Genomic DNA, 23781 nt, shown 5'->3' with positions numbered 1-23781 from the left:
CTAGCGATTAGACGCGACAACTTGCCGCGCCTAGTCTTAACGTTGATCAAACCGTCGGTGATGCCATGAACGCCAAGCGCCCAGCCTGCGCGGCGCCTGCACTCGAAACGCCCGCGCCAGCCGCCAGCCAGACCTACAGTTACAGCGATTTACCCCGTGAGGAATCGGCCAGCACCGCGCTGGCCGAGGAAGTCGCGTTGGCGATCGCCTACAACGGCATCAGCCAGGCGGTGATGTTGGTGACGCCGACCGACCTTGAAGACTTCATCGTCGGTTTCAGCCTCGGCAGCGGCATCATCATCGACGCTACTGACATTTATGACCTGCAACTGACCGGCGCCGGCTCCGCGCAATATGCGCAAGTAACCATCGCCAATCGCGCGTTCTGGAACCTCAAGCAACAACGTCGACAAATGGCCGGCACCAGCGGTTGCGGATTGTGCGGCGTTGAAGCGGTCGAGCAAGCACTGCCCGATCTGAAGGTGTTGCCCGGTGCGCCGTTGCCGCCGATTGAATGGCTCGACGGTTTGCGTCAGCGCATCAGTGCATTTCAACCTTTGGGCCAATACTGCGGTGCGGTGCACGCGGCGGTATTCATGAACGCCAGCGGCGAATTGCTACTCGGCCGCGAAGACATCGGCCGGCATAACGCCCTCGACAAGCTGATCGGCGGGCTGATCCGCCAGAAGATATCCACAGAAGGCGGCCTAGCGATTGTGACCAGCCGTTGCAGCCTCGAATTGATCCAGAAAGTCTTGCGTGCCGGCATCCAGACGCTGGTCAGCCTGTCCGCGCCCACGGGCCTTGCCGTGCAATGGGCCCGTCGACACAACCTCAATCTCATCCACCTGCCGCAGAAAAGTGCGCCGCGGGTGTACAGCCCCGCGATGGAGAATCAAGCGTGAGCCAACATCATCAAGCCGACCAGAAACCTGTCCCGCGCTATAAGCCTTACAAAGGTGCCGCCGGCGGCTGGGGTGCCCTGATCAGTGTGGCTCAGGCCTGGTTGACCAGCGACAACGCGCTGAAGAACCTGCGCATGATGCTCAAGACCAACCAGAACGGCGGCTTCGACTGCCCGGGTTGCGCGTGGGGCGATTCGCCGGAAAGCGGCATGGTCAAGTTCTGCGAGAACGGCGCCAAAGCGGTGAACTGGGAAGCAACCAAGCGCCGCGTGGACGCCAAGTTCTTCGCCAAGCACAGCGTCACTTCGTTGCTGGAGCAGAGCGACTACTGGCTCGAGTATCAGGGGCGCCTGACCGAGCCGATGGTGTATGACGCCGAAACCGATCGCTACAAGCCGATCAGTTGGGACGACGCCTACACCCTGATCGCCAAACACCTGCAAAGCCTGCCGAGTCCGGACCTGGCCGAGTTCTACACCTCGGGTCGTGCCAGCAACGAGGCGGCTTACCTGTATCAACTGTTCGTGCGCGCCTACGGCACCAACAATTTCCCTGACTGCTCGAACATGTGCCACGAGGCCAGCGGTGTGGCGTTGGCGCAAAGTGTCGGCGTCGGCAAAGGTACCGTGACCTTCGACGATTTCGAACACGCCGATGCGATTTTCGTCTGGGGCCAGAACCCGGGCACTAACCACCCACGCATGCTCGAACCGTTGCGTGAAGCGGTGAAACGCGGCGCGCAAGTGGTGTGCATCAACCCGTTGAAAGAGCGTGGCCTGGAACGCTTCCAGCACCCGCAACACCCGATCGAAATGCTCACCAACGGTGACAAGCCGACCAACACCGCGTATTTCCGCCCGGCACTTGGCGGTGACATGGCGCTGCTGCGCGGCATGGCCAAGTTTCTCCTGCAGTGGGAGCGCGATGCGCAGAAGGCTGGCGAACCTGCCGTGTTCGATCACGATTTCCTCAACGCCCACAGCGCTAACGTGCTGGAGTATCTCGGCGTGGTCGATGACACGCCGTGGGAACAGATCGTCGAGCAATCCGGCCTGACCCTCGTCGAAATCGAGCAAGCGGCGCGCATGTACGCCAAAGGCAAGAACGTCATCATGTGCTGGGCGATGGGCATCACCCAGCATCGCCATTCAGTACCGACCATCCAGGAAATCGCCAACCTGATGCTGCTGCGCGGCAACATCGGTAAACCCGGTGCTGGTCTGTGTCCGGTGCGCGGCCACAGTAACGTGCAGGGCGACCGCACGATGGGCATCAACGAGCGTCCGCCAGTGGCGTTCCTTGATTCGCTGGAACGACGCTTCCAGTTCAAGGTGCCGCGTCATAACGGCCACAACGTGGTCGAGGCAATCCATGCGATGGCCGAGGGCCGCGCCAAAGTCTTTATCGGCCTGGGTGGCAACTTCGCCCAAGCCACGCCGGACAGCCCGCGCACGTTCGCCGCACTGAGCAATTGCGACCTGACCGTGCAGATCAGCACCAAGCTCAACCGCAGCCATCTGGCTCACGGTAAAGACGCGCTGATCCTGCCGTGCCTCGGCCGGACCGACATCGATATCCAGACCGAAGGCCCGCAAGCGGTCACCGTGGAAGACTCCTTCAGCATGGTTCACGCCTCCAACGGGCAGTTGCAACCGCTGTCGAACCAGATGCGCTCGGAGCCGTCGATCATTGCCGGCATCGCTGCCGCCACACTGGGCAGCAAACCGGTGGACTGGAACTGGCTGGTGGCCGATTACGGGCGCATCCGCGAACTGATCGCCGACACCATTCCCAATTTCAAAGAGTTCAACGAGAAGATCAAAAACCCAGGCGGCTTCTACCTCGGCAACAGCGCTGGCGCGCGCAAGTGGAACACACCGTCGGGCCGGGCCAACTTCCGCGCGAACATGCTGCCCAAAGATCTGGTACACGAACGCACCCGCGCCACCGGGCAGCTACCGGACCTGATCTTGCAATCGATGCGTTCCCACGATCAATACAACACCACGATTTATGGTCTCGACGACCGTTATCGCGGAGTGAAGGGCCAGCGTGATGTGCTGTTTGCCAACGAGGCCGACATCATTCGTCTGGGCTTCCGTCCGGGGCAAAAGGCCGACATCGTGTCGCTGTGGGACGATGGTCGTGAGCGTCGGGTGAAGGGCTTCACCTTGCTGGCGTTTGATATTCCGGCCGGGCAAGCGGCGGCTTATTACCCGGAAGTGAATCCGCTGGTGCCATTGGAGAGCACCGGGGATGGCAGCCATACGCCGACGTCTAAGTTCATTGCGATTCGGTTGGAAGCGGCGAGTGAGACTGGGTTGATCATGGCCAAATCTGCTTAATTCAAAATCAAAAGATCGCAGCCTTCGGCAGCTCCTACACCGATTCCTGTAGGAGCTGCCGAAGGCTGCGATCTTTTCGCTTCTGCTTTTCAACCGCCCACAAAAAAGGCCGCTTTTTCACAAAAGCGGCCTGTCCGAAGTAGCTAAAGACCGGCGAAAAACGGTTAAGTTCCGCTGATAAAACAGCAACTTGCAAAATTGTATACAAGTCGTGTTATTCGTCGGATTTCGATTGTCACGCTTGTTACACAGCCTCAGGATCGGCGCCGTCATCCCTTTGAGGCTCCTCTATGAAGTTCTCCTCGATTCTCTTGTTGTCCCTTGGCCTGGTCAGTGGCTTTGCGTCTGCTGGCGGCACCACCGAAGCAGGTGTGGGCGGCGCATTGGGCGGGGTTCTTGGCTCGGTCGTCGGTCAGTCGTTAGGCGGCAATACAGGTTCCACCATCGGCGCAGCCTTGGGCGGTGCGGGTGGTAGCGCGGTCGGCGCCGACAAACGCAGCCGTGGCGAAGCCGCCATCGGTGGTGCGCTGGGCGCAGCCGGCGGTAACGTAGTCGGCCGCAGCATGGGCGGCACCACCGGCAGCCTGATCGGCTCCGCAGCAGGTGGCGGCGCCGGTGGCGCGCTGGGTAACTACATGGGCAACAAAAGCGATGACGATGATCGTCGTTACGACCGTCGTCACGATGATCGTCGCTACTACCGCGACGGCCACCCAGGTCGCGGCCATGCCTACGGCCACCGCAAGCATCACAAGTACTATCGTCACCGTTAAGGCGAATGCTTGAAGAAAAATCGCAGCCCGAGGGCTGCGATTTTTTTTGCCTTTTTTAAACCACAAGGTATTCCAGTGCCTGCCGCAGCTTGGCGGGAATCGGCACTGGCTGGTTACTCGCCCGATCGACGAATACATGAACGAAGCGCCCGGCCGCGCAGGCCTCGCTATCGCCGACCTTGAACACCGCCAACTCGTATTGCACCGAACTGTTGCCCAATTTTCCGACCCGCAGACCGACCTCGATCAGATCAGGAAAGGCAATCGAGGCGAAGTAATCACACGCCGAACTGACCACAAACCCCACCACCTCGCCATCATGGATATCCAGACCACCGACCTGTATCAGGTAAGTGTTCACCGCCGTGTCGAAGAAGCTGTAGTAGGTGACGTTGTTGACGTGACCGTAGGCGTCGTTGTCGTGCCAGCGTGTGGTGATGGGCTGGAAGTGTGGGTAGTCGGTGCGCTGAGGGGTGGACATGGTTGTGCTGGTTCTCTTGTTTTTTCAGTGAGGCTGCTTGCCCTCTCCCAGAGGTAGAGGGGACTGACCGAGGTGTTCTCTCGAAATACACCGACCTGAACTGTCGAGTCGAACGCGAAAGGCACAGAGATCGGCTCCCTTTCCCCCTCGCCCCCTTGGGGGAGAGGGCTGGGGTGAGGGGGTAAGATTTTGACTTCAACACTAATCCTGAGCAAACCGCCTACCCTGCGCCGCCAACTCACCAATCAACCGCGCCGGTTTCCACTGATCGCCCTGCCGTGTCTCCAGCGCCAGCAAGCGCTGATGAATAGCCGCCAGCCCCTGCTGATCCGCCCAGGCCATCGGCCCGCCCTTGTCCGCCGGGAAGCCGTAGCCGTTCAGATACACCAGATCGATATCGTGCGCCGACTCGGCAATACCCTCCTGCAAAATCTTCGCGCCTTCGTTAACCAGTGCCAACAGACAACGCTCCAGAATCTCCTCCGGGCCGATCTCGCGGCGCTGGAAGCCCAGCCCTTCGCTGACCCGCAATACCAGCGCATCGACCTCAGGATCATGCTCAGCCTGACGACTGCCCGGCTCGTAATGGTAATAACCATTGCCAGACTTCTGCCCGAACCGGCCCATCTCGCACAAGCGGTTGTCCACCTGAACCTCTGGCGCATCCTGGCCCTTGCCGGCCAATTCGCGCGCACGCCACTCCAGATCGATGCCGACCACGTCGTACATGCGAAACGGCCCCATGGCAAAACCGAAACCTTGCAGTGCCGCGTCGACCTGCTGTGGATAAGCGCCTTCGAGCAGCATCTTGCGCGCCTCCAGGACATACGGATGCAACATGCGATTGCCGATAAAGCCGTGGCAGTTGCCCGACACCACACTGACCTTGCCCATGCGTTTGCCCAGCGCCAGCGCCGCTTCCAGCACCGCCGCGGAAGTCTGCGCACCGCGAACGATTTCCAGCAATTTCATGATGTGCGCCGGGCTGAAGAAATGCAGACCCAGCACCTGCTCCGGACGCCTTGTCGCCGCAGCAATCGCATCGATATCCAGCGCCGATGTATTGCTCGCCAACAGTGCTTCAGGCTTGAGCAAGCCATCCAGCTCACGAAAGATCTTCTGCTTCAGCTCAAGATTTTCGTACACCGCCTCGATCACCAGATCGACATTGCGAATCGCCGGGTAATCCGCCGCCGCACTGACCCGAGCGATACGTGCATCCGCCTCGGCCTGATCAATCCGGCCCTGGCGCACGTTGTGTGCATAAGTCTCGGCCACTGTGGCGAGCGCCTGTTCAAGCATCTGTGGATTGTTATCCACCCACTGCACGTTCACGCCGGCATTGGCCAGACACATGACAATGCCCCGGCCCATGGTGCCCGCACCGATCACTGCGGCCTGCTGAATATCGAAGGATGTCTGGCTCATGTTGTTCTCTTGTTGGCGATCCAAAGACAGACCTCAACCATAGTCAGCCAACGACAGTTTTTGAAGTTTATTACCGTGATGATCGACATTCAGCGGATGGATAGAGCCCCCGCCTTGATGACACTTAATGTAGGAGCTGCCGAAGGCTGCGATCTTTTGATCTTGAACAAATCAACATCAAAAGATCGCAGCCTTCGGCAGCTCCTACAACGATCAGAGGTGCTCTTGCGCCCAGCTGCGGACTTCGGCGTAGGGATATTCTTCCAATACCGCAAACCCGGGAATCGCACGCGCCTTGAGCTTGGTGAACAGCGGCACGCTGATCCCGCACAGAAACCTCGTCAGCCGCTCAGCCGTTGGAATCACCCCAGTGTGCTGCTCGTGCCTGTGGATAAAATCGCCACATAACGCCGCAAAGTTTTTATCCACAAGCGCTGGCAACTCCGGTGGCGCCGGCAACCGCGCAACCTGGCCGTGACACACTGAACAATGCCCACACTGCTCGGGCGCATTGTGATCACCGAAATACTCGGCCAAGCGATAGCCCAGGCAGCGCTCGCTGGCGAAGACTTCAAGCATCGTGTGGATGCGCGCCACTTCGGCCTGCTCATGCCGGGTGAAATAGTCATGCAACTCAGCGCTCAGGGCATCGCTGTCAAAGTCACTATTCAGCAGGCTATAGACCTCGGTCATCTGCTTGCTTTCCAGCTCGACCCAGCCCTTCTCCTGAAAATAATCCAGCGCCTTCACCACTCGATTGCGCTCGGCGGAATACTGCGAGTACATCGCCTCGAAATTCACCGTGGCCCAGGTGCGTGCGCGCGCCGAGGTCTGAATGATCGCAGCGACGAAATCCCTGCGTTCACCTTCGAAGCGCTCAAGCAGCGCTTCGGGTTCCAGCAGGTATTTGAAACGGTATTCGGCGTAGTAGGCGTAGCGCGGCGCGATCAAGCCGCGCAGTTCCAGTTGCACCAGCAATGTCTTCAGCGGAAGTGAGCGAATATTGCTCTGATCCGCCAATGGCCCAAGCAGAAACTCCCACTGCCCGTCCGGCACCGAGGCCTTCAGTTCGTCGAGCACATAACGAATGCCGTCACGCTCCGGCGTATCACCGTAGACGAAATTTTCCAGCACATTGAGGCTGTCGCGATTGGCTAATACCAGACAGTCCGACGGCTGCCCGTCACGCCCGGCGCGGCCGATTTCCTGGCTGTAGTTTTCGATGGATTTCGGCAGGTCGAAGTGCACGACATTGCGGATGTCACTTTTGTCGATGCCCATGCCGAACGCGATGGTCGCGACGATGCAATTGGATTGCCCGGCCATGAAGCGTTTCTGGATAGCTTCGCGTTTGTCGTGGGCTAAACCGGCGTGATACGCCTCGGCCTGAATGTCGTTGCGCTCAAGGTGTTCGGCGATGTGCTCAGCAGTCTTCTGCAAGGTCACATAGACGATACTTGGCTGCCCCGGCCGCTCGGCCATCCACTCCACCAGACGCCGGCGCTTGTCCTGGCCACGTACCGGTTCCACCAGTAGATTGAGGTTGGGCCGATAGAAACCGGTGGTCACCACATCGTCAGCGGCGATAGCGAATTTGGCCTGCATGTCGGCGATGACTTTAGGCGTTGCGGTGGCTGTCAGCAGCAAAGTTTGCGGGATGTTGAACTGGCGCTGATAGTCCGGCAGCTTCAGGTAGTCGGGGCGGAAGTTGTGGCCCCACTCCGAGATGCAATGCGCCTCGTCCACCACCAGTAACGAGATCGGCACCTGCTGCAGAAAGTTGCGGAAGCGCTCGTTTTTCAAGCGCTCCACCGAGATCATCAGAATCTTCAATTCACCCGAACGGGCGCGAGCCATCACGTCATTGGCATCATCGCGACTCTGCGCCGAATCGATGCTGCCCGCCGAGATACCGTGACGTTGTAAAAAGGCCAGTTGATCCTGCATCAACGCCAGCAACGGCGAGACCACCAACGTCAGATGCGGCAGCATCAGCGCCGGCAATTGATAGCAAATCGACTTGCCGGAACCGGTGGGGAAAATCGCCGCCGCCGAGCGCCCGGCCAGCACCGCACTGATCGCGGTTTCTTGACCGGGTCGAAACTGTGGAAAACCAAAAACCTGTTCCAGGGTGTTGTGCATTCGCTGTCACTCCATTGACTGCTGCCATGCCAACAGCCTAGCGGGCGATCGCAGCGAGTCGAGAAAAGGTCGGGGCCAAATCGATTCGGAATGATACAGCGGATGTCACGAACACCGTGGCACTCTGTGGGAGCGAGCCTGCTCGCGAAGAGGCCAGTCGCCACATCACAAAGCTTAAAAAATCAGGGACGCAACACCGCCACCCGCAACTGCTCATTCAGCATCTGCTCATGCACGCCCTGACTTTTGCTCGCCCACAACGCATGGGCCGGGCTGATGTCGCCGGTAAACGCTGCCGCCAACTGACGCAAGTCAGCGACGCTGCGCACACGCGGGCAAAACGGTTGCTCATCACAGTTCTGGCTGGCGTTGCGATAGGTGCTCAGCAATCCCTCCCAGAGGCCGTCGCGCACGTGGCGAATCGACTTCAGTTGCACGTGGGGCACACCGAGTCGCTGCTCAAGCCCTTCCTCATCCAGCGCCTCGCTGGCCAGCAGGGCTTTAGCGAACATCAACACCTCACCGCGTGAAGCCGTGTCCATGTTCGCCTGGCTGATAAGGGCCTCCGGCCAGTCGGTACGATCGAGACGATCCAGCACCCATGCATTGCCAACTTCAGAGGCCATGGCCAAACGGCAAGTGCCCAGCCCGAGCAATAAAATTGCGGCCATTCGTAGCCAGTGCATACCTAATTCCCTTTAAGCGCGTGTCAGACGTTTGGAAACGCCCTACAGATTCTGGCGCGCACGATACAGCGGTTTACTGCGAATCGCCTGACAATCACGTAGGAATTATTACGCCTAAGGGTTTTGGCCTGAAAAAGCTGCGAAAACACGTAGGGCATTTCCTCAAAACACGGAAAAACCCCTACGAATACTGTCCATTGCAGCTGTCTTGTCCCACAGAGAAACGCCCTTCTATAGTGGCCGGCGCGGCTGCAAACCCGCTGCCGGCCCGCCCCAGCGCCTTCGAACAGGACACGCCTCACCATGATCAACCGCTATCGCCCCCTCAAGACCTGCTACAGCGAAAACCCGGTACTGCTTATCGACAGCCACTCAAGCCAGACGGATCTGATCAATGCCGCCGATCAGCGTTTACGGGCGGCCGGGGATTTGCTGGAAACGCTCTACTGCTTATGTTTCAAGCAGGCTGACGTGAAAGATATTCCCAACATCGTCAATGCACTTTATCTGTTGGTGCAGGATGGCTGCGACTTACTTGAAGTTGCCAAACAAAAACCACCGCAAACAACATACAACTGAACCACACTACAAATACGGAAACACCACCACGCTTTATTTATACATGCAACTGACACTAACTTGTTCGCTCTTACAACTAAACGAGAGCAACACCATGACAGTTTTAACCATATTTTTTTGCGGCACCGGATCCAACAAGTTTGACACTACCCATGAAAACTTCTGGGACGGCGAACTGGTTTCCACACTGGCATCCAACCATACCGGCCGGGAATTCGCCGAGTGGATCGTGGTCGACGGACCTGGCAGTGGCAACCTGCAAGCCGACGACCTGTTCACCAAGACCGAGGAGTACGGTCTTACCGGCACGCTGTTTGGCAAAGGCTGGGAGGAAAACGTGCGGCATGCCATCAATATCATCAAGGGCAAATGCGACTGGCAGCGCGAACAACTCACCGAGGCCGAATACAACCGCCTTAAAGCGGCTGGCATTCCTATTGAGGATGTAAAAATCGAAGGTTCGTGGCTCTGGCGTAAATATAATTATGGCGATCGCTGCGTGACCCAACAGAAGTTACAGGAGCAGATCATCAAGACGTTTCGCAAGGATGGCGTTATTCCCACTCAGGTCAATCTGGTGGGCTGGAGTCGCGGCGGCATAAGTTGCCACATGCTGGCCAATGCGATGTTAAATGATCGAGAGCTGAACAATATTCCGGTGAATATATTTGCTCTTGATCCAGTACCGGGAATCGGCAACTTCCAGGATCAGCGCGTAAAACTTGGCGCCAACGTCAAAGAATATGTTGCGTTCTATGCCCGTGATGAACGTTCCAAAGGTTTCAGCTGTGTGATCCCGCAGACCGCCACCGGCACCAAAACCAGCGTCTACCCCATGGCCGGCCGCCACGCGACCATGGCCGGCAACGCCACAGCTGACGGTGGCGTGCCCACCAGCAGCGGCGACCTGAAAACGCTGGTCGAGCCTGGCCGCATCGTTCGCCACCTCGCCGAAACCTGCCTCAAGCGCTGGGGCGTGCAACTGAACAAAACCCTGAACCTGAGCGAAACAGATCTGCTGCGCCTGACTGGCGCCATCGTCGCCGACGAATCGCGCTACAAGCAGATGCACAGCGTTTCCTACACCTACTTCACCGAACTGGATCAAGGTGAGCGCTACGTTTCGCTGGGTAGCAAAGGCGTACCGTTTTCGGCGGTGAAGGGTTCGATCTACGCGCCGGCAACGGGGCTGACGACGAGTTTGTTGGATGTTTCTGCGTATAAACACCTGCGTTGAAAAAAGATGAAGCGTTGGTAGGAACGTCTGATGAAATCTTCGTCCCGTTCCTACGCAACCAGACGCTTTGTCGCCTATCGCCACTTGAGGGCGCGAACCTATAGTCGTGACTGTCGCTAAGCAATCAGCGGCTCAGGTTTGGTCACCTGAAAACAGAGATAACTGATGCATGCCCTTGTATGCTGCCAGCACATTCTGTCGGCACGCTTTTTATGGCGGCTGTGTTTGGGACGCTTCGGCGTACCGGGTTATCTCTGCCGGTTTGACCAACTTGAACACAGCCCGCCTCCACCGCTTGGTCACGGTAGCAGCGGTTTTTCGATACCTTCAGAGATATCTAAAATGAAAACATGGAATCAGTTTCTTACCGAACGCTACCGCCCACTAGAATCCAATCTCACAGACACCAAGCCTCTGCTCATCGACACCGAGGCTAATCCCCAAGACATCCTCGAATGCGCCGTCCAGCGCCTGCGCGCTTCAAGCGACCTGCTAAAAACCCTCTACTGCCTCAACTTCAAACAAGCCGACGTCGAAGACATACCCCACATCACCCACGCCCTCGATCTGCTGACGCAGGACGGCTGCGACCTGCTGCAGGTTGCGCAGCAGCGGATGCTCAACTGGAAGGCTCCAGCCTGAAATCGAGTGATCGTATCGCTCTTATGCACTCTGTGAGAGCGATCAAAAAACGGTAATCAACCATGGGAGCAACCATAAGCAAATTCTTTGATGAGCTGATGGAAAGCGTGCGAGAAATGGACGAAATTCTGCGTGGTGAATGTGCACAATCGCGTATATCCAAGGCTGGCAAAATGATTCAAAAAAACCAACAGACTCTCGATGAACAGCCTCGCTTTAAGGATCGAAAATCCCGACCTATCACTCCACACGATTGCGCTACACTGGAGTCCTGCACCAAGAGGCCTATGAAATGAGCGAATTGACGTTCCAGCAGAAGCAGGCTTATTACGACAAAGTACGCCGGTCAAACTATCTGGCGAGCTTACGTCTGGAAGGTTTCGATACCAGCCGTGCCGATGCCGAGAAACCGCTTCCATCAAGGGAATCGGTCATTGAAAAATATCGTCAGACTGCACGTTAATGACGGACAAATATGGGGTCGGACAAGACCCCTATTGCTACCCTCATAGTGATGTTCTGCGTAACTTGCTCGACATCCATTCTGAAGAAGAACTGCAAAAAGCAGAGCGAGAGCTCTCGGAAATCGCGATCAGTCGATTTCGTCTTCTCCCCCCTCCTTATGATTTAAGTGTCCTGCAGCACGCCCATAAAACTCTTTTTTGCGATGTTTACGATTGGGCCGGGCAGTTGCGTACCGTTAACATCAAAAAGGAACAAACATTTTTCTGCACTGCAGAGCGAATTCTTCCAGAAGCGCAAAAAATCTTTAGCGTGATGGAGCGCTCGGCGTGGTTCGCGGGAATGGGCAAACCAGAACTTGTGGTGAACATCGCTGAGGCTTATGGCGATTTGAATGTCATCCATCCTTTTCGCGAAGGTAATGGCCGAGCGCAACGCCTATTATTTGAACAAATCATTATTAACGCAGGCTTCCCAGTCGATTGGTGGCTGGTTAAAGATGACGCTTGGGTCCCAGCAAACATTGATGCTGTGTCATGTGATTATCGGGGGCTAGTGGCGATCTTTGACCGCTGCATTGGCGAAAAGCTGGCTCTTTAAGTGGCAGTATTCTGGTAGTTAAGGCCATTTTCTGCGGGAATATTGCCAGTTAGTCTTGTTTTCGCCCACAAAAAAGCCGCCCCTAAAGGGCGGCTTTTTCATTCACAACAAACCAATCTTACAACTTCGGCCCTGCAGCCTTGATCGCGTCGCTCACTTCGAACTTCTTGAAGTTCTCGATGAACAGACCGGCCAGTGCTTTCGCAGCCTCGTCGTACGCAGCCTTGTCAGCCCAGGTGTTGCGTGGGTTGAGCAGGTTGGTTTCAACGCCCGGTACGGCCAGTGGCACGTCGAGGTTGATAGTGTCGAGGTGTTCAGTGGCTGCACCGATCAGCGCGCCGCTCTGGATCGCTGCGATCACTGCGCGGGTGGTCGGGATGTTGAAGCGTTTGCCGACGCCGTAGCCGCCGCCGGTCCAGCCGGTGTTGACCAGGTAGACCTTGGAGCCGAAACCGCGGATGCGCTTGATCAGCAGCTCGGCGTATTCGCCAGCCGGACGCGGGAAGAACGGTGCGCCGAAGCAGGTGGAGAAGGTCGACTTGATGCCGCTGCCCGAACCCATTTCAGTCGAGCCCACCAGCGCGGTGTAGCCGGACAGGAAGTGGTAGGCCGCTTGTTCTTCGTTGAGAATCGACACTGGCGGCAGTACGCCGGTCAGGTCGCAGGTCAGGAAGATTACAGCGTTTGGCTCGCCACCGAGGTTGTGCTCGGAACGCTTGGCTACGTGCTCCAGCGGGTACGCGGCGCGGCTGTTCTGGGTCAGGCTGACATCGGCGTAGTCGGCGTGCTTGGCGTCGTCGATCACGACGTTTTCCAGCACCGCGCCGTGCTTGATGGCTTTCCAGATAACGGGCTCGTTCTTCTCGGAGAGGTCGATGCACTTGGCATAGCAACCACCTTCGATGTTGAACACCACGCCTTCGCCCCAGCCGTGTTCGTCGTCACCGATCAGGTAACGGCTTTCGTCGGCCGACAGGGTGGTTTTACCGGTGCCCGACAGACCGAAGAACAGGGTCACGTCGCCTTCTTCGCCGATGTTGGCAGCGCAGTGCATTGGCAGCACGTCAGCGGCCGGCAGCAGGAAGTTCTGCACGGAGAACATGGCTTTCTTCATCTCACCGGCGTAACGCATGCCGGCGATCAGCACTTTCTTCTGTGCGAAGTTGAGGATCACGCAACCGTCGGAGTTGGTACCGTCACGCTCAGGCACGCACTCGAAGTTGGCCACGTTGAGCACTTGCCACTCTTCACGACCGGCCGGGTTGTACTGGGCCGGGTTGATGAACAGGCAACGACCGAACAGATTCTGCCAGGCAGTCTGGGTGGTCATTTTCACGGCCAGGTAGTGATCTTCCGCCGCGCCTACATGCACGTGGGACACAAAGTGCTCTTGCGCGTTGTTGAATGCTTCTACACGAGCCCACAGCGCGTCGAACTTGTCGGCCGGGAACTTGCGGTTGATCGGGCCCCAGGCAATAGCGGCCTGGGTGGAAGGCTCTTCAACGATGAAACGGTCAACAGGCGAACGACCGGTGCGGTGACCAGTGCGAACAACCAGAGCGCCGGTATCGGCAAGCTCGCCCTCACCGCGGTTCAGGGCTTCTTTTACCAGATCATCAACACTCAGATCGGTGTACACGGCGTTATTGGCTTGCGTCATGAGGTTCCCCGTCGGCCAGTGGCCGAGTGTGCTCCAAACGTTTTGTAGTAGAAAGTCGTGCACTACTACCGCGAAAAAAGTGGGCCGGATTATGCCAGAAAAGCCCAAAAAGAGTAGGGTCCTCCCGTCGTAACGGCGAAATTCCGTCGTTACGCAGTGAATTTACCTGCGCTGAACCGTTTTAGTGCCGGGTATCTGACGGCGTGTCGACGCCTGCGCCAGCGAACAATTGAGCAACATCCGTGGCATCGAACAGGTAGCGCTCGTTACAGAACTGGCAATCAACCTCGATGTTGCCACCGTGTTCGACCACCAATTGCTGCGCATCTTCCAGACCCAGACTGACCAACGCATTGCCGGAGCGTTCCCGCGAGCAACTGCAACGGAAGCGCAGTTTCTGCACATCGAACAGACGAACCTGCTCTTCGTGGTAGAGGCGATGCAGTACGGTTTCGTTGTCCAGGCTGAGCAATTCATCGGCGGTCAGGGTGGTGGCCAGTGCGGTGATGTGCTGCCAGCTGGCGGCGCGATCTTCTTCGTCTTTCAGACGATCAGCCGGCAGTTGCTGCAGCAGCAGGCCGCGAGCGCGACGACCGTCGGCAAACAGCTTGAAGCGGGTGCCGACCTGTTGCGACATGACGAAATAGTTGGTGAAGCAATCGGACAGGGTTTCGCCGTCGAGATCGACAATGCCCTGATAGCGCTGGCCGACAGTCGGGTCGACGGTCAACGCCAGAACGCCATTGGGCATCAGATCGGCGAGGGTAGCGTCCGCAGCAATCTGGTCAGCGTGATAACGCGCCAGACCACGGATGTCGCGCTCGCTGGAGCACTCGATCATCAGCATCGGGATCGGGCCTTCGGAACGCGCCTGCAGAATCAGCAAGCCGTCGAACTTCAAGGTGCCCACCAGCAACGAGGCCGCCGCCATCAATTCGCCGAGCAGTTGTGCAACCGGCTCCGGGTACGGGTGCTTGGCGAGGACTTCGGCGTAGCTGCGTTCAAGTGCGACCAGCTCGCCGCGTGTGTCGCTGTCATCAAAGATGAAACGTTGGGTGAAATCGGTATCCGGTAGGTCGGTCATAATTTTGGGTATCTGAATGTGGTGACAAAATGGTTACAAGACGTGAAAATTTGCACTTCTTGGCACTCTTTTTGGTGCCGACTGCTCTGCCATGGGAGGCATTTTATGAACAATCCGGGTTTGTTCCAATCAAGGTGGAACCTCGGCCGGCTGGTTCTGTGCAACATAGTGCCATTAGCGCTACTGGCTTTCTGGTTATGGCCTACGGGTAACTCGCTGTGTGTGATTTTCGACGAGTGGCTGTTCCGCTCACTCAATGCACCACTGGCCAGCAACCCCATATGGCTCCACATTTGGGCAATTGCAAGTATGCGTCCGTTCGACATCGTCGTGGGCTTGATCCTGCTGACGCTGCTGATCAAGGGCGACTGGGTGTTCAAGGCGATTGACGTGCGCCGGGCTTTTTTCGGTTTTCTTTCGATCCTGCTATTGATGGTGGTGATTCGCGCACTGTTTTCCAAGTTCGCCGACCATATGGATTGGCAGCACAGCAGCCCGTCGATGATGCTTGAGGGAGCTGTGCACATCAGCGATTACTTCCCGAATCTGGAAAAAACCTGGGAAGTGAAGGATCGCTCGAGCCAGAGCTTTCCCGGTGACCACGCTTCGGTGTTGTTGATCTGGGCGCTGTTCATGGGCGTGTTCAGCCGTACGGCCGGCCAGTTCGTGACGATCTGGGGCCTGGCGCTGTTGTTCATGCTGCCGCGCCTGGTGGCCGGTGCGCATTGGGGTCAGGACGATTACATCGGCGGTGTGCTACTCGCGGTGTGGGCGTTGGGCTGGGGTTACTACACGCCGTTTGCGTATCACGCCTCGAACTTCTGGCTGAAGGTGACGGCGCCGATCTTTGTGTTGCTGGGCAAGTTGCCGCTGGTTGCGCGGATGAGTGTGGTGCGTAGCGCCTGATACCGAGCGGACTTCGGCGAGGGCTGCGCCCTCGATTCGCGAGCAGGCTTGCTCCCACATTAGAATGCAATCTCCTGTGGAAGTGAGCCTGCTCGCGAAGAGGCCAGCAGCAACAATGCGATTATTCGTCGTTACTACTGCCGCGAAACTTGAACAAATCCCGCCGCTGCTTCTTGCTCGGTTTGCCGTCGGTGCTCACGCCCAACGCCCCCGCCTTGCGCATTGCCGCAGCCGCTTCACGTTTGGCAATACTCGCCTCGGTCTCCGCATACAACGTCTGCGCTTCGGGTGCGCCGCGTCGAACAATCGACAACGCCTCGACCTTCACCGTACGCACTTCAAAGCCGGTACGAATCTCGAACTCATCGCCGATGCGTGGCTCTTTGCCAGGCTTGCAGCGCTCGCCGCGACAATGCACCTTGCCACTCTCGATCGCTGCTTTGGCCAAGGCACGGGTTTTGTAAAAACGCGCGGCCCACAGCCACTTGTCGAGACGGACCTTGTCGTCCTCTTCGCTTTTTTGTGCCATGGCATTTCCTCATTCTGAAATATTGATGAACTGTACTACCGTTTCACTCATGTCATGAATGACCGCGTCCCGGATTACAATGCGCGCGTTTCGGCGCCTGCTTCCGGAGCCGGAAATCCGGGCTGTAGAAATCTGTCGCCTTTTAACCCTTATTCTGCGTGAATACCGCGAATCCGGCCTCGTGCGGGCTGAAGCGGTTGTCACGGTTGAGCATTTTTTTGAAGACATTTGACCATTTGACCGTTGTCGGTCTGCGCGAGTGGGTGGCGCTCCCGGATTTGGGAGTTGCGGGCCTGCGAGCAAAAATCGACACCGGCGCCAGCACCTCCAGCCTGCATGCCACCGACATCGAGCCGTTCGAACGCGACGGCGAGAAGTGGGTGCGATTCACTGCGCACCTGGGCACGGTGGTGCAGTTGCGCCACCGCCGCTGCGAAGCCCCTCTGGTAACACGCAAAACCATCAAAAGCTCCAACGGCCATGCGCAGGTGCGCTACGTCATCAGCACTACCCTGGCCCTCGGTGATCGGGTCTGGCCGGTCGAGTTCACGCTCGCCTGCCGCAAGTCCATGCGCTATCGCCTGTTGCTCGGTTCCAAAGCCCTGATCGATGGCCAGTTGGTGGTCAATCCGGGCATCAAATATGTACAAGACAAGCCGGTGTTCCCGGTATCTACCTCTTCCACAGGTGTTGCATGAAGATCGCTGTGCTGTCGCGGAACCCGCGTCTGTATTCCACCCGCCGTCTGGTCGAAGCCGGAACCGAGCGCGGGCATGAAATGGTAGTGATCGACACCCTGCGCGCCTACATGAACATCGCCAGCCACAAGCCGCAGATCCACTATCGCGGCAAACCGCTGGAAGGCTTCGATGCGGTGATCCCGCGGATCGGCGCGTCGGTGACGTTCTACGGCTGCGCGGTGTTGCGCCAGTTCGAAATGATGGGGGTATTTCCGCTCAACGAATCGGTGGCCATCGCCCGTTCGCGGGACAAGCTGCGCTCGCTGCAACTGCTGTCGCGGCGCGGCATCGGTCTGCCGGTGACGGGTTTTGCTCACTCGCCGGATGACATTCCCGATCTGATCGACATGGTCAACGGCGCGCCGCTGGTGATCAAGGTGCTGGAAGGCACCCAGGGCATCGGCGTGGTGCTGTGCGAAACCGCCACGGCCGCAGAATCGGTGATCGAGGCGTTCATGGGCCTGAAGCAGAACATCATGGTTCAGGAGTACATCAAGGAAGCCGGCGGTGCCGATATTCGTTGCTTCGTGGTCGGCGACAAAGTGATCGCGGCGATGAAGCGTCAGGCCAAACCGGGTGAGTTCCGCTCCAATCTGCATCGCGGCGGCAGCGCCAGCCTGATCAAAATCACCCCGGAAGAACGCATGACCGCGTTGCGCGCGGCCAAGGTCATGGGCCTGGCAGTGGCGGGTGTGGATATCCTGCGTTCCAATCACGGGCCGTTGGTGATGGAAGTGAATTCGTCGCCGGGGCTGGAAGGGATCGAGACCACCACCGGCAAGAATGTGGCGGGGATCATCATTGAGCATCTTGAGAAGAATGGCGGGCCGAATATGACCCGGACCAAAGGCAAGGGCTAAAAGCGAGCCCCTCACCCTAGCCCTCTCCCGAAGGGAGAGGGGACTGATTGGGGGATGCTTAAAAGATACGCCGACCTGATCCTGCTGTGCCGAATCCACAATCGCCCCAGTCTTTCAGGTCGATGTATGACGCCAGACACGTCGGTCAGCTCCCTCTCCCTCTGGGAGAGGGGCCGATTGGGGGATGATTAAGAGATACGCCGACTTGATCTTGCTGTACCGGATCCATAATCGACTCAGTCTTTCAGGTCGATGTATGACGCAAAACACCTCGGTCAGCTCCCTCTCCCTCTGGGAGAGGGCTGGGGTGAGGGGCTTTTGACCTACACAGCATCTCGCGGCAGCATCAATCCCAAAGGCAACCTCACCCGCGCTTCCAGTCCACCACCGGACCGATTGCGCAATTCAACATTGCCGCCATGCATCGAAGCAATCCGCTTCACGATCGCCAAGCCCAAGCCAGTGCCCTTCCCGCCCCGCGCACGATCACCACGGGTAAACGGGTTGAAGATCGCCTCCAGCTCCGAAGGGTCAATCCCCGCGCCTCGGTCCATCACGCTCAGCACCACATACGGCGCACTGACGTCCCCGGACACATAAGCGGCGACCTCAACGTGACCGCCGGCATGGTTCAAGGCGTTGCCGATCAGGTTGTTCAGCAAGCGTTTCATCGATACCCGACGCAGCGGAAACGGCTGGATCGGCTCCAGACGCAAACGCACTTTCTCTTCATTCTGGTTGTACGGTGCTGCAACCTCGCGCACCAGATCAGTCAGATCCACTTCTTCCACCGACTCGTCACGACCGTCGCGGATGAACGCGAGGAACTGGTCGAGAATCGCGTCCATGTCTTCAATGTCGCGCACCATGTCGTCGGTCAGGTCATTGCGATCGCCCATCAACTCCAGCGAGAGCCGCAACCGGGTCAGCGGAGTGCGCAAATCATGGGACACACCGGCGAGCATCAACTCACGCTCGCGCCCGGCCTGCTCGACGTCTTCGGCCATCTGGTTGAAGGCGCGATACACCTCGGTCATCTCGCTCGGCGTATCGCTGATCGGCAGACGTACGCTGCGACCCTGACCGAGTTGCCGGGCGGCATAGACCAGGCGTTTCAATGGCTGGTTGAGTTGGCTGACGAAAATCCACGCCGATGCCGTCGACAGCAAGCCGATGGCAAGGAACCAGCCAAGCACGTTCCAGATTTTCTGGCCGCGCAACGGGTGCGGATACAACGGCACCTTGAGCCAACCGTCACCGAGGCTCGGTGCGCGCACCCACAACGCTGGCGGTGAATGCATGCGCAAGCGCACTTCGGTGTCGGCACCCAGTTCCGCCTGCATCTGCCGCTGGTAGATTTCGCTGTACGGCCAGTGCTGTTCGCCTTCCGGCACACCGGCGCCCACGACCCGAATCAGGGTGGCGGCATCAGCGATCTTCGCGCGGTTTTCTTCATCGGCAGCCCAATAGGCTCGCAGCGTCAGGGCGACGCCGTGGCTGTATTGGCGATCCACCAGAACGTCCTCGTTCATCAACAGATAAACCAGGGTCAGCGCCTTGGAAAACAGCACGACGATAAGCACCAGCCAGAGGGTGCGAGAGAAAAAACTTTGGGGGAACCAGACAGGGGTTTTCATCTATAACCGCTACACACTTGCAGGAGCGAGCAATGCTCGCATATTGCGGATTGCGAGTCTGCGGGCCTGGCCGTTCGACCAAAACCTGCAGACTCGCTCCTACAAATCGCCGATCACTTGGTGGCGGCGCCATCCGGTACAAACACGTAGCCCACGCCCCAGACGGTCTGGATGTAGCGCGGCTTCGATGGATCCGGCTCGATCATGCGGCGCAGACGGGAAATCTGCACATCGATGGAACGCTCGAGGGCATCCCACTCGCGGCCACGGGCCAGGTTCATCAACTTGTCACGAGTCAGCGGCTGACGCGCGTTCATCACCAGAGCCTTGAGTACCGCAAACTCACCGGTGGTGAGCATGTGCACTTCGTCGCCGCGTTTCAGTTCGCGGGTGGCCAGCGACAAGACGTAATCACCGAACGTGACGTTTTCGTCTTCACTGCCCGGTGCGCCTGGTACCGGTGTGGCCTGACGACGCAACACGGCTTTGACGCGGGCCATCAGCTCATCCGGGTTGAACGGCTTGGCCAGATAATCGTCGGCGCCCAGTTCCAGGCCCTTGATGCGGCTCAACTCATCGCCTTTGGCGGTGAGCATGATGATCGGAATCTGGTTGTTCGCGCCACGCAGACGGCGGCAAGCGGTCAGACCGTCTTCGCCGGGCAGCATCAGGTCGAGGACGACCAGATTGAAAACTTCACGCGACAGCAAACGATCCATCTGTTCGGTGTTCGGTACGGTGCGGGCACGGTAGCCCTTGCTGACGAAAAAACGTTCCAGCAGGCTGCTCAGGCCCGGATCGTCGTCAACGATGAGAATTTTTTCGCCTTCAGCAGTTTGTGCAGTGCTGCTCATTGGATGCTCCTTTTAGCTCGGCGCGCATTATGGCGTAGCTGCCGTTATACGCACCGTGTGCATTGTTAGCAGATTTTTCCTTCACTGCCAGAAAACCGGGGTTTATGCCTACAGACTGCAACGCCCCCGAACGACAGAACGCTGGTTATAATGCGCGGCGTTTTGTGCCAGGCAACGTCTGAATCGTTACCGCAGGTGGCAGGCTTTTTTCCTGCCGAGCGCAGTAATTGTTCGATTTCACGGGTCAATGGGCTGCCTTTTGACCCAGGCAGCGGCAATTTTCTAGCCGCTCAACCAGACTCCGGGCCTTTGTTTCCGTGCCTGCGAGCCTGCTTTCACAATATGTCAGGTGGTTTTATGGACAGCATCAACAGCCGCATTGCCGAGGAACTCGGTGTACGCCCACAACAGGTCGAAGCGGCCGTCGCGCTACTCGATGAAGGCTCTACCGTTCCCTTCATCGCCCGTTACCGGAAAGAAGTCACCGGCAGCCTCGATGACACCCAGTTGCGTCATCTGGAAGAACGTCTGCGCTACCTGCGAGAACTCGACGAACGGCGCATCAGCATCCTCGCCAGCATCGAAGAGCAAGGCAAACTCACCCCTGCCCTCGAGCGCGACATCAAACTCGCCGACACCAAGACCCGCCTCGAAGACTTGTACCTGCCGTACAAGCAGAAGCGCCGCACCAAGGGCCAGATTGCCCTGGAAGCCGGCCTCGGCGACTTGGCGGACGGCCTGTTCAACGACCCGAACCTGAACCCGGAAACCGAAGCCGCACGCTTCGTCGACGCCGAAAAAGGCGTGGCCGATGTCAAAGCCGCCCTCGAAGGCGCGAAATACATCCTCATGGAGCGCTTCGCCGAAGACGCCAGCCTGCTGGAAAAACTGCGTAACTATCTCAAGCAGGAAGCGACCCTCAGTGCCCGCGTCATCGCTGGCAAGGAAGAAGAAGGCGCCAAGTTCCGCGACTACTTCGAACACGACGAACCGCTGAAAAGCATGCCGTCGCACCGCGCGCTCGCCATTTTCCGTGGCCGCAACGAAGGCATCCTCAGCTCCGCGCTGAAAGTCGGCGATGAACTGCCGGGGACCATGCACCCGTGCGAAGGCATGATCGGCCAGCAATTCAACATCCAGAACCAGAACCGCCCGGCCGACAAATGGCTCGGCGAAGTGGTGCGCTGGACCTGGAAGGTCAAGCTCTACACGCATCTGGAAACCGACCTGCTCGGCGAACTGCGTGACGGCGCCGAAACCGAAGCGATCAACGTGTTCGCCCACAACCTGCACGACTTGCTGCTGGCCGCCCCAGCCGGCCCGCGCGCGACTCTGGGTCTCGACCCGGGCCTGCGTACCGGTTGCAAAGTGGCCGTGGTCGACTCGACTGGCAAGCTGCTGGATCACGCCACGGTTTACCCACACGTGCCGCACAACAAGTGGGATCAGACCATCGCCATTCTGGCCGCCCTGTGCGCCAAGCACTCGGTTGACCTGATCGCCATCGGCAACGGCACCGCCAGCCGCGAAACCGACAAACTGGCCATCGAGCTGATCAAAAAGTATCCAGCGATGAAGATGACCAAGGTCATGGTTTCCGAAGCGGGTGCATCGGTGTACTCGGCGTCGGAACTGGCGGCCAAGGAATTCCCGGATCTGGACGTGTCGATCCGTGGCGCCGTATCCATCGCCCGTCGTCTGCAGGATCCACTGGCAGAACTGGTGAAAATCGATCCGAAATCCATCGGTGTCGGCCAATACCAGCACGACGTGTCGCAGTTGAAACTGGCGCGTGGCCTGGACGCAGTGGTCGAGGATTGCGTGAACGCCGTCGGCGTTGATGTGAACACTGCTTCGGTAGCACTGCTTGCGCGGATCTCCGGCCTCAACGCGACGCTGGCGCAGAACATCGTGACGCACCGCGATGAGCACGGCGCATTCAAAACCCGTGCAGCGCTGAAGAAAGTCGCACGTCTGGGCGAAAAAACCTTCGAACAGGCCGCCGGTTTCTTGCGCGTGATGAACGGCGACAACCCGCTGGATTCGTCGGCGGTGCACCCGGAAGCCTATCCGCTGGTGCACCGCATTGCCGCTGAAACCGACCGTGATATCCGCTCGTTGATCGGTGATGCAAGCTTCCTCAAGCGTCTGGATCCGAAGAAATTCACCGACGAAACCTTCGGCCTGCCGACCGTGACCGACATCATCCAGGAACTGGAAAAACCCGGCCGCGACCCGCGTCCTGAGTTCAAGACCGCCGAGTTCCAGGAAGGCGTCGAAGACCTCAAGGATCTGCAACTGGGGATGATCCTCGAAGGCGTGGTGACCAACGTGACCGCGTTCGGCGCATTCGTCGACATTGGCGTGCATCAGGACGGTCTGGTGCACATTTCGGCGCTGTCGGAGAAGTTCATCAAGGACCCACGTGAAGCGGTGAAGGCCGGTGATGTGGTGAAAGTGAAGGTCATGGAAGTCGACATCCCGCGCAAACGCGTTGGCCTGTCGATGCGCATGGGCGACACCCCGGGCGAGAAAATCGACGGCGCCCGTGGCTCGCGTCCGGGCTCGGCGCAACGCCAGCCTTCGAACAACGCGCCACGCAAGGAAACCGCGACCGCAGCGCCAGTGAACAACGCGATGGCCTCGCTGTTCGCCAACGCCAAGCAGTTGAAGAAACGCTGATGGAAATTCCGGCCGGGCTCGTCGAGAGCGCGTTTTTCAAGCTGTTGGGCTGCCGCCTGCACAGCTTGGAAACCGGGGTGGCGCAAGTCGCCCTGGTGCTGGAACCGGAACTGCGCAATCGCAGCGGCAAATTGCACGGTGGCGCGCTGTTCAGTCTGGTCGACATCGCCATGGGGCTGGCCTGTTCCAGCACCCACGGCTTCGATCAGCAGAGCGCGACCATCGAGTGCAAGATCAACTATATCCGCGCCGTTTCCGATGGCGAGGTGATGTGCACGGCGCGGGTTATCCACCCCGGCCGGCGCACGCTGGTGGTCGAAGCCGACGTGATGCAGGGCGACAAACTGGTCGCAAAAGCGCAAGGCACGTTCGCTGTCCTGTAGCTAGACGCCATCAATTTGAGTTAATTTCGGCGCAACGAATCCTGTGGCAAGCTGCCGCAGGCTGCGATCTTTTGATTTTGTTTTTCAATAGCAAGATCAAAAGATCGCAGCCTGCGGCAGCTCCTACAGGTATGTGTGCGGCTGACCGGCTAGAAAAACCAGGCGA

The 23781-nt window shown here is 58.3% G+C and carries 22 protein-coding genes; 13 read left to right on the top strand and 9 right to left on the bottom strand.

Annotation, left to right across the window (positions count from 1 at the left end; genetic code table 11):
• The first annotated feature begins 65 nt into the window (after window positions 1-65).
• From fdhD to ACZZ0A_RS27070, 3 genes are all read left to right on the top strand, one after another.
• Complete coding sequence (gene fdhD / locus ACZZ0A_RS27080) at window positions 66-905, top strand: formate dehydrogenase accessory sulfurtransferase FdhD (protein WP_007909076.1); 840 nt, start codon at window positions 66-68, stop codon at window positions 903-905.
• Window positions 902-3250, top strand: coding sequence for an FdhF/YdeP family oxidoreductase (locus ACZZ0A_RS27075; RefSeq protein WP_077570248.1), 2349 nt, complete (start codon window positions 902-904; stop codon window positions 3248-3250). The genes fdhD and ACZZ0A_RS27075 overlap by 4 nt, the downstream gene beginning before the upstream one ends.
• A 290-nt stretch (window positions 3251-3540) precedes the next feature.
• A complete protein-coding gene (locus ACZZ0A_RS27070) occupies window positions 3541-4023 on the top strand; it encodes a glycine zipper domain-containing protein (RefSeq protein WP_007909074.1) in 483 nt (160 codons plus the stop codon).
• Between the two features lie 55 nt (window positions 4024-4078).
• On the opposite strand, the gene ACZZ0A_RS27065 is transcribed toward ACZZ0A_RS27070, so the two are convergent.
• The 4 genes from ACZZ0A_RS27065 to ACZZ0A_RS27050 form a co-directional block, all read right to left on the bottom strand.
• The gene (locus tag ACZZ0A_RS27065) at window positions 4079-4504 is read right to left on the bottom strand and encodes an acyl-CoA thioesterase (protein WP_007909073.1); all 426 of its coding nucleotides are present in this window, start codon (window positions 4502-4504) and stop codon (window positions 4079-4081) included.
• Between the two features lie 201 nt (window positions 4505-4705).
• Window positions 4706-5932, bottom strand: coding sequence for a 3-hydroxyacyl-CoA dehydrogenase (locus ACZZ0A_RS27060; RefSeq protein ID WP_463543966.1), 1227 nt, complete (start codon window positions 5930-5932; stop codon window positions 4706-4708).
• A gap of 213 nt (window positions 5933-6145) precedes the next feature.
• Window positions 6146-8074 carry a RecQ family ATP-dependent DNA helicase gene (locus tag ACZZ0A_RS27055; RefSeq protein WP_095113941.1) on the bottom strand — a complete coding sequence of 643 codons (1929 nt, stop codon included), beginning with the start codon at window positions 8072-8074 and terminating at the stop codon, window positions 6146-6148.
• A gap of 182 nt (window positions 8075-8256) precedes the next feature.
• Window positions 8257-8760 (bottom strand): hypothetical protein, encoded by a 504-nt coding sequence (locus ACZZ0A_RS27050; RefSeq protein WP_007917950.1) that lies wholly within the window; start codon window positions 8758-8760, stop codon window positions 8257-8259.
• A gap of 303 nt (window positions 8761-9063) precedes the next feature.
• Here ACZZ0A_RS27050 and ACZZ0A_RS27045 point away from each other — a divergent pair, with 303 nt between their 5' ends.
• The 5 genes from ACZZ0A_RS27045 to ACZZ0A_RS27025 all read left to right on the top strand — a co-directional run bounded on the left by ACZZ0A_RS27045 (window position 9064) and on the right by ACZZ0A_RS27025 (window position 12280).
• Window positions 9064-9339: a hypothetical protein gene (locus ACZZ0A_RS27045; RefSeq protein WP_007917948.1), complete on the top strand. Its 276-nt coding sequence runs from the start codon at window positions 9064-9066 to the stop codon at window positions 9337-9339.
• A 94-nt stretch (window positions 9340-9433) separates the two neighbouring features.
• The gene (locus tag ACZZ0A_RS27040) at window positions 9434-10576 is read left to right on the top strand and encodes a hypothetical protein (RefSeq protein ID WP_095113940.1); all 1143 of its coding nucleotides are present in this window, start codon (window positions 9434-9436) and stop codon (window positions 10574-10576) included.
• A 342-nt stretch (window positions 10577-10918) separates the two neighbouring features.
• Window positions 10919-11218: a hypothetical protein gene (locus tag ACZZ0A_RS27035; RefSeq protein ID WP_463544116.1), complete on the top strand. Its 300-nt coding sequence runs from the start codon at window positions 10919-10921 to the stop codon at window positions 11216-11218.
• A 292-nt stretch (window positions 11219-11510) separates the two neighbouring features.
• Window positions 11511-11681 carry a YhfG family protein gene (locus tag ACZZ0A_RS27030; RefSeq protein WP_007917944.1) on the top strand — a complete coding sequence of 57 codons (171 nt, stop codon included), beginning with the start codon at window positions 11511-11513 and terminating at the stop codon, window positions 11679-11681.
• Window positions 11681-12280 carry a Fic/DOC family protein gene (locus ACZZ0A_RS27025; protein ID WP_463543965.1) on the top strand — a complete coding sequence of 200 codons (600 nt, stop codon included), beginning with the start codon at window positions 11681-11683 and terminating at the stop codon, window positions 12278-12280. Before ACZZ0A_RS27030 ends, ACZZ0A_RS27025 begins: the two co-directional genes overlap by 1 nt.
• 118 nt (window positions 12281-12398) lie before the next feature.
• On the opposite strand, the gene ACZZ0A_RS27020 is transcribed toward ACZZ0A_RS27025, so the two are convergent.
• Entirely contained in the window at window positions 12399-13940 is a 1542-nt protein-coding gene (locus ACZZ0A_RS27020; protein ID WP_007917942.1) for a phosphoenolpyruvate carboxykinase, read from the bottom strand.
• Between the two features lie 181 nt (window positions 13941-14121).
• The gene (gene hslO / locus ACZZ0A_RS27015) at window positions 14122-15024 is read right to left on the bottom strand and encodes an Hsp33 family molecular chaperone HslO (protein ID WP_007917941.1); all 903 of its coding nucleotides are present in this window, start codon (window positions 15022-15024) and stop codon (window positions 14122-14124) included.
• 105 nt (window positions 15025-15129) lie between these two features.
• Between hslO and ACZZ0A_RS27010 the strand changes: the two genes are divergently transcribed.
• Window positions 15130-15930 (top strand): phosphatase PAP2 family protein, encoded by an 801-nt coding sequence (locus ACZZ0A_RS27010; protein WP_007917940.1) that lies wholly within the window; start codon window positions 15130-15132, stop codon window positions 15928-15930.
• Between the two features lie 121 nt (window positions 15931-16051).
• Here ACZZ0A_RS27010 and ACZZ0A_RS27005 read toward each other — a convergent pair whose 3' ends face one another.
• Window positions 16052-16459, bottom strand: coding sequence for an RNA-binding S4 domain-containing protein (locus ACZZ0A_RS27005; protein ID WP_007917939.1), 408 nt, complete (start codon window positions 16457-16459; stop codon window positions 16052-16054).
• A gap of 218 nt (window positions 16460-16677) precedes the next feature.
• On the opposite strand from ACZZ0A_RS27005, the gene rimB reads away from it, so the two are divergent.
• Together rimB and rimK are read left to right on the top strand one after the other, a co-directional pair.
• Complete coding sequence (gene rimB, locus ACZZ0A_RS27000) at window positions 16678-17157, top strand: retropepsin-like aspartic endopeptidase RimB (RefSeq protein ID WP_007917936.1); 480 nt, start codon at window positions 16678-16680, stop codon at window positions 17155-17157.
• Window positions 17154-18059, top strand: coding sequence for a 30S ribosomal protein S6--L-glutamate ligase (rimK, locus tag ACZZ0A_RS26995; RefSeq protein WP_007949201.1), 906 nt, complete (start codon window positions 17154-17156; stop codon window positions 18057-18059). The genes rimB and rimK overlap by 4 nt, the downstream gene beginning before the upstream one ends.
• A 323-nt stretch (window positions 18060-18382) precedes the next feature.
• Here the strand turns inward: rimK and ACZZ0A_RS26990 are convergent, their stop codons facing one another.
• The gene (locus ACZZ0A_RS26990; protein ID WP_007917930.1) at window positions 18383-19696 is read right to left on the bottom strand and encodes an ATP-binding protein; all 1314 of its coding nucleotides are present in this window, start codon (window positions 19694-19696) and stop codon (window positions 18383-18385) included.
• Between the two features lie 113 nt (window positions 19697-19809).
• Window positions 19810-20550, bottom strand: a complete 741-nt coding sequence (gene ompR / locus ACZZ0A_RS26985) for an osmolarity response regulator transcription factor OmpR (RefSeq protein WP_007917928.1) — start codon at window positions 20548-20550, stop codon at window positions 19810-19812.
• Between the two features lie 357 nt (window positions 20551-20907).
• Here ompR and ACZZ0A_RS26980 point away from each other — a divergent pair, with 357 nt between their 5' ends.
• Window positions 20908-23232 (top strand): Tex family protein, encoded by a 2325-nt coding sequence (locus tag ACZZ0A_RS26980; RefSeq protein WP_463543964.1) that lies wholly within the window; start codon window positions 20908-20910, stop codon window positions 23230-23232.
• Window positions 23232-23615 carry a PaaI family thioesterase gene (locus ACZZ0A_RS26975; RefSeq protein ID WP_463543963.1) on the top strand — a complete coding sequence of 128 codons (384 nt, stop codon included), beginning with the start codon at window positions 23232-23234 and terminating at the stop codon, window positions 23613-23615. Before ACZZ0A_RS26980 ends, ACZZ0A_RS26975 begins: the two co-directional genes overlap by 1 nt.
• Window positions 23616-23781: the final 166 nt, after the last annotated feature.

The organism is Pseudomonas sp. AC242 (genome assembly GCF_979258655.1).
This window is presented reverse-complemented; position numbering and strand designations above follow the sequence as displayed.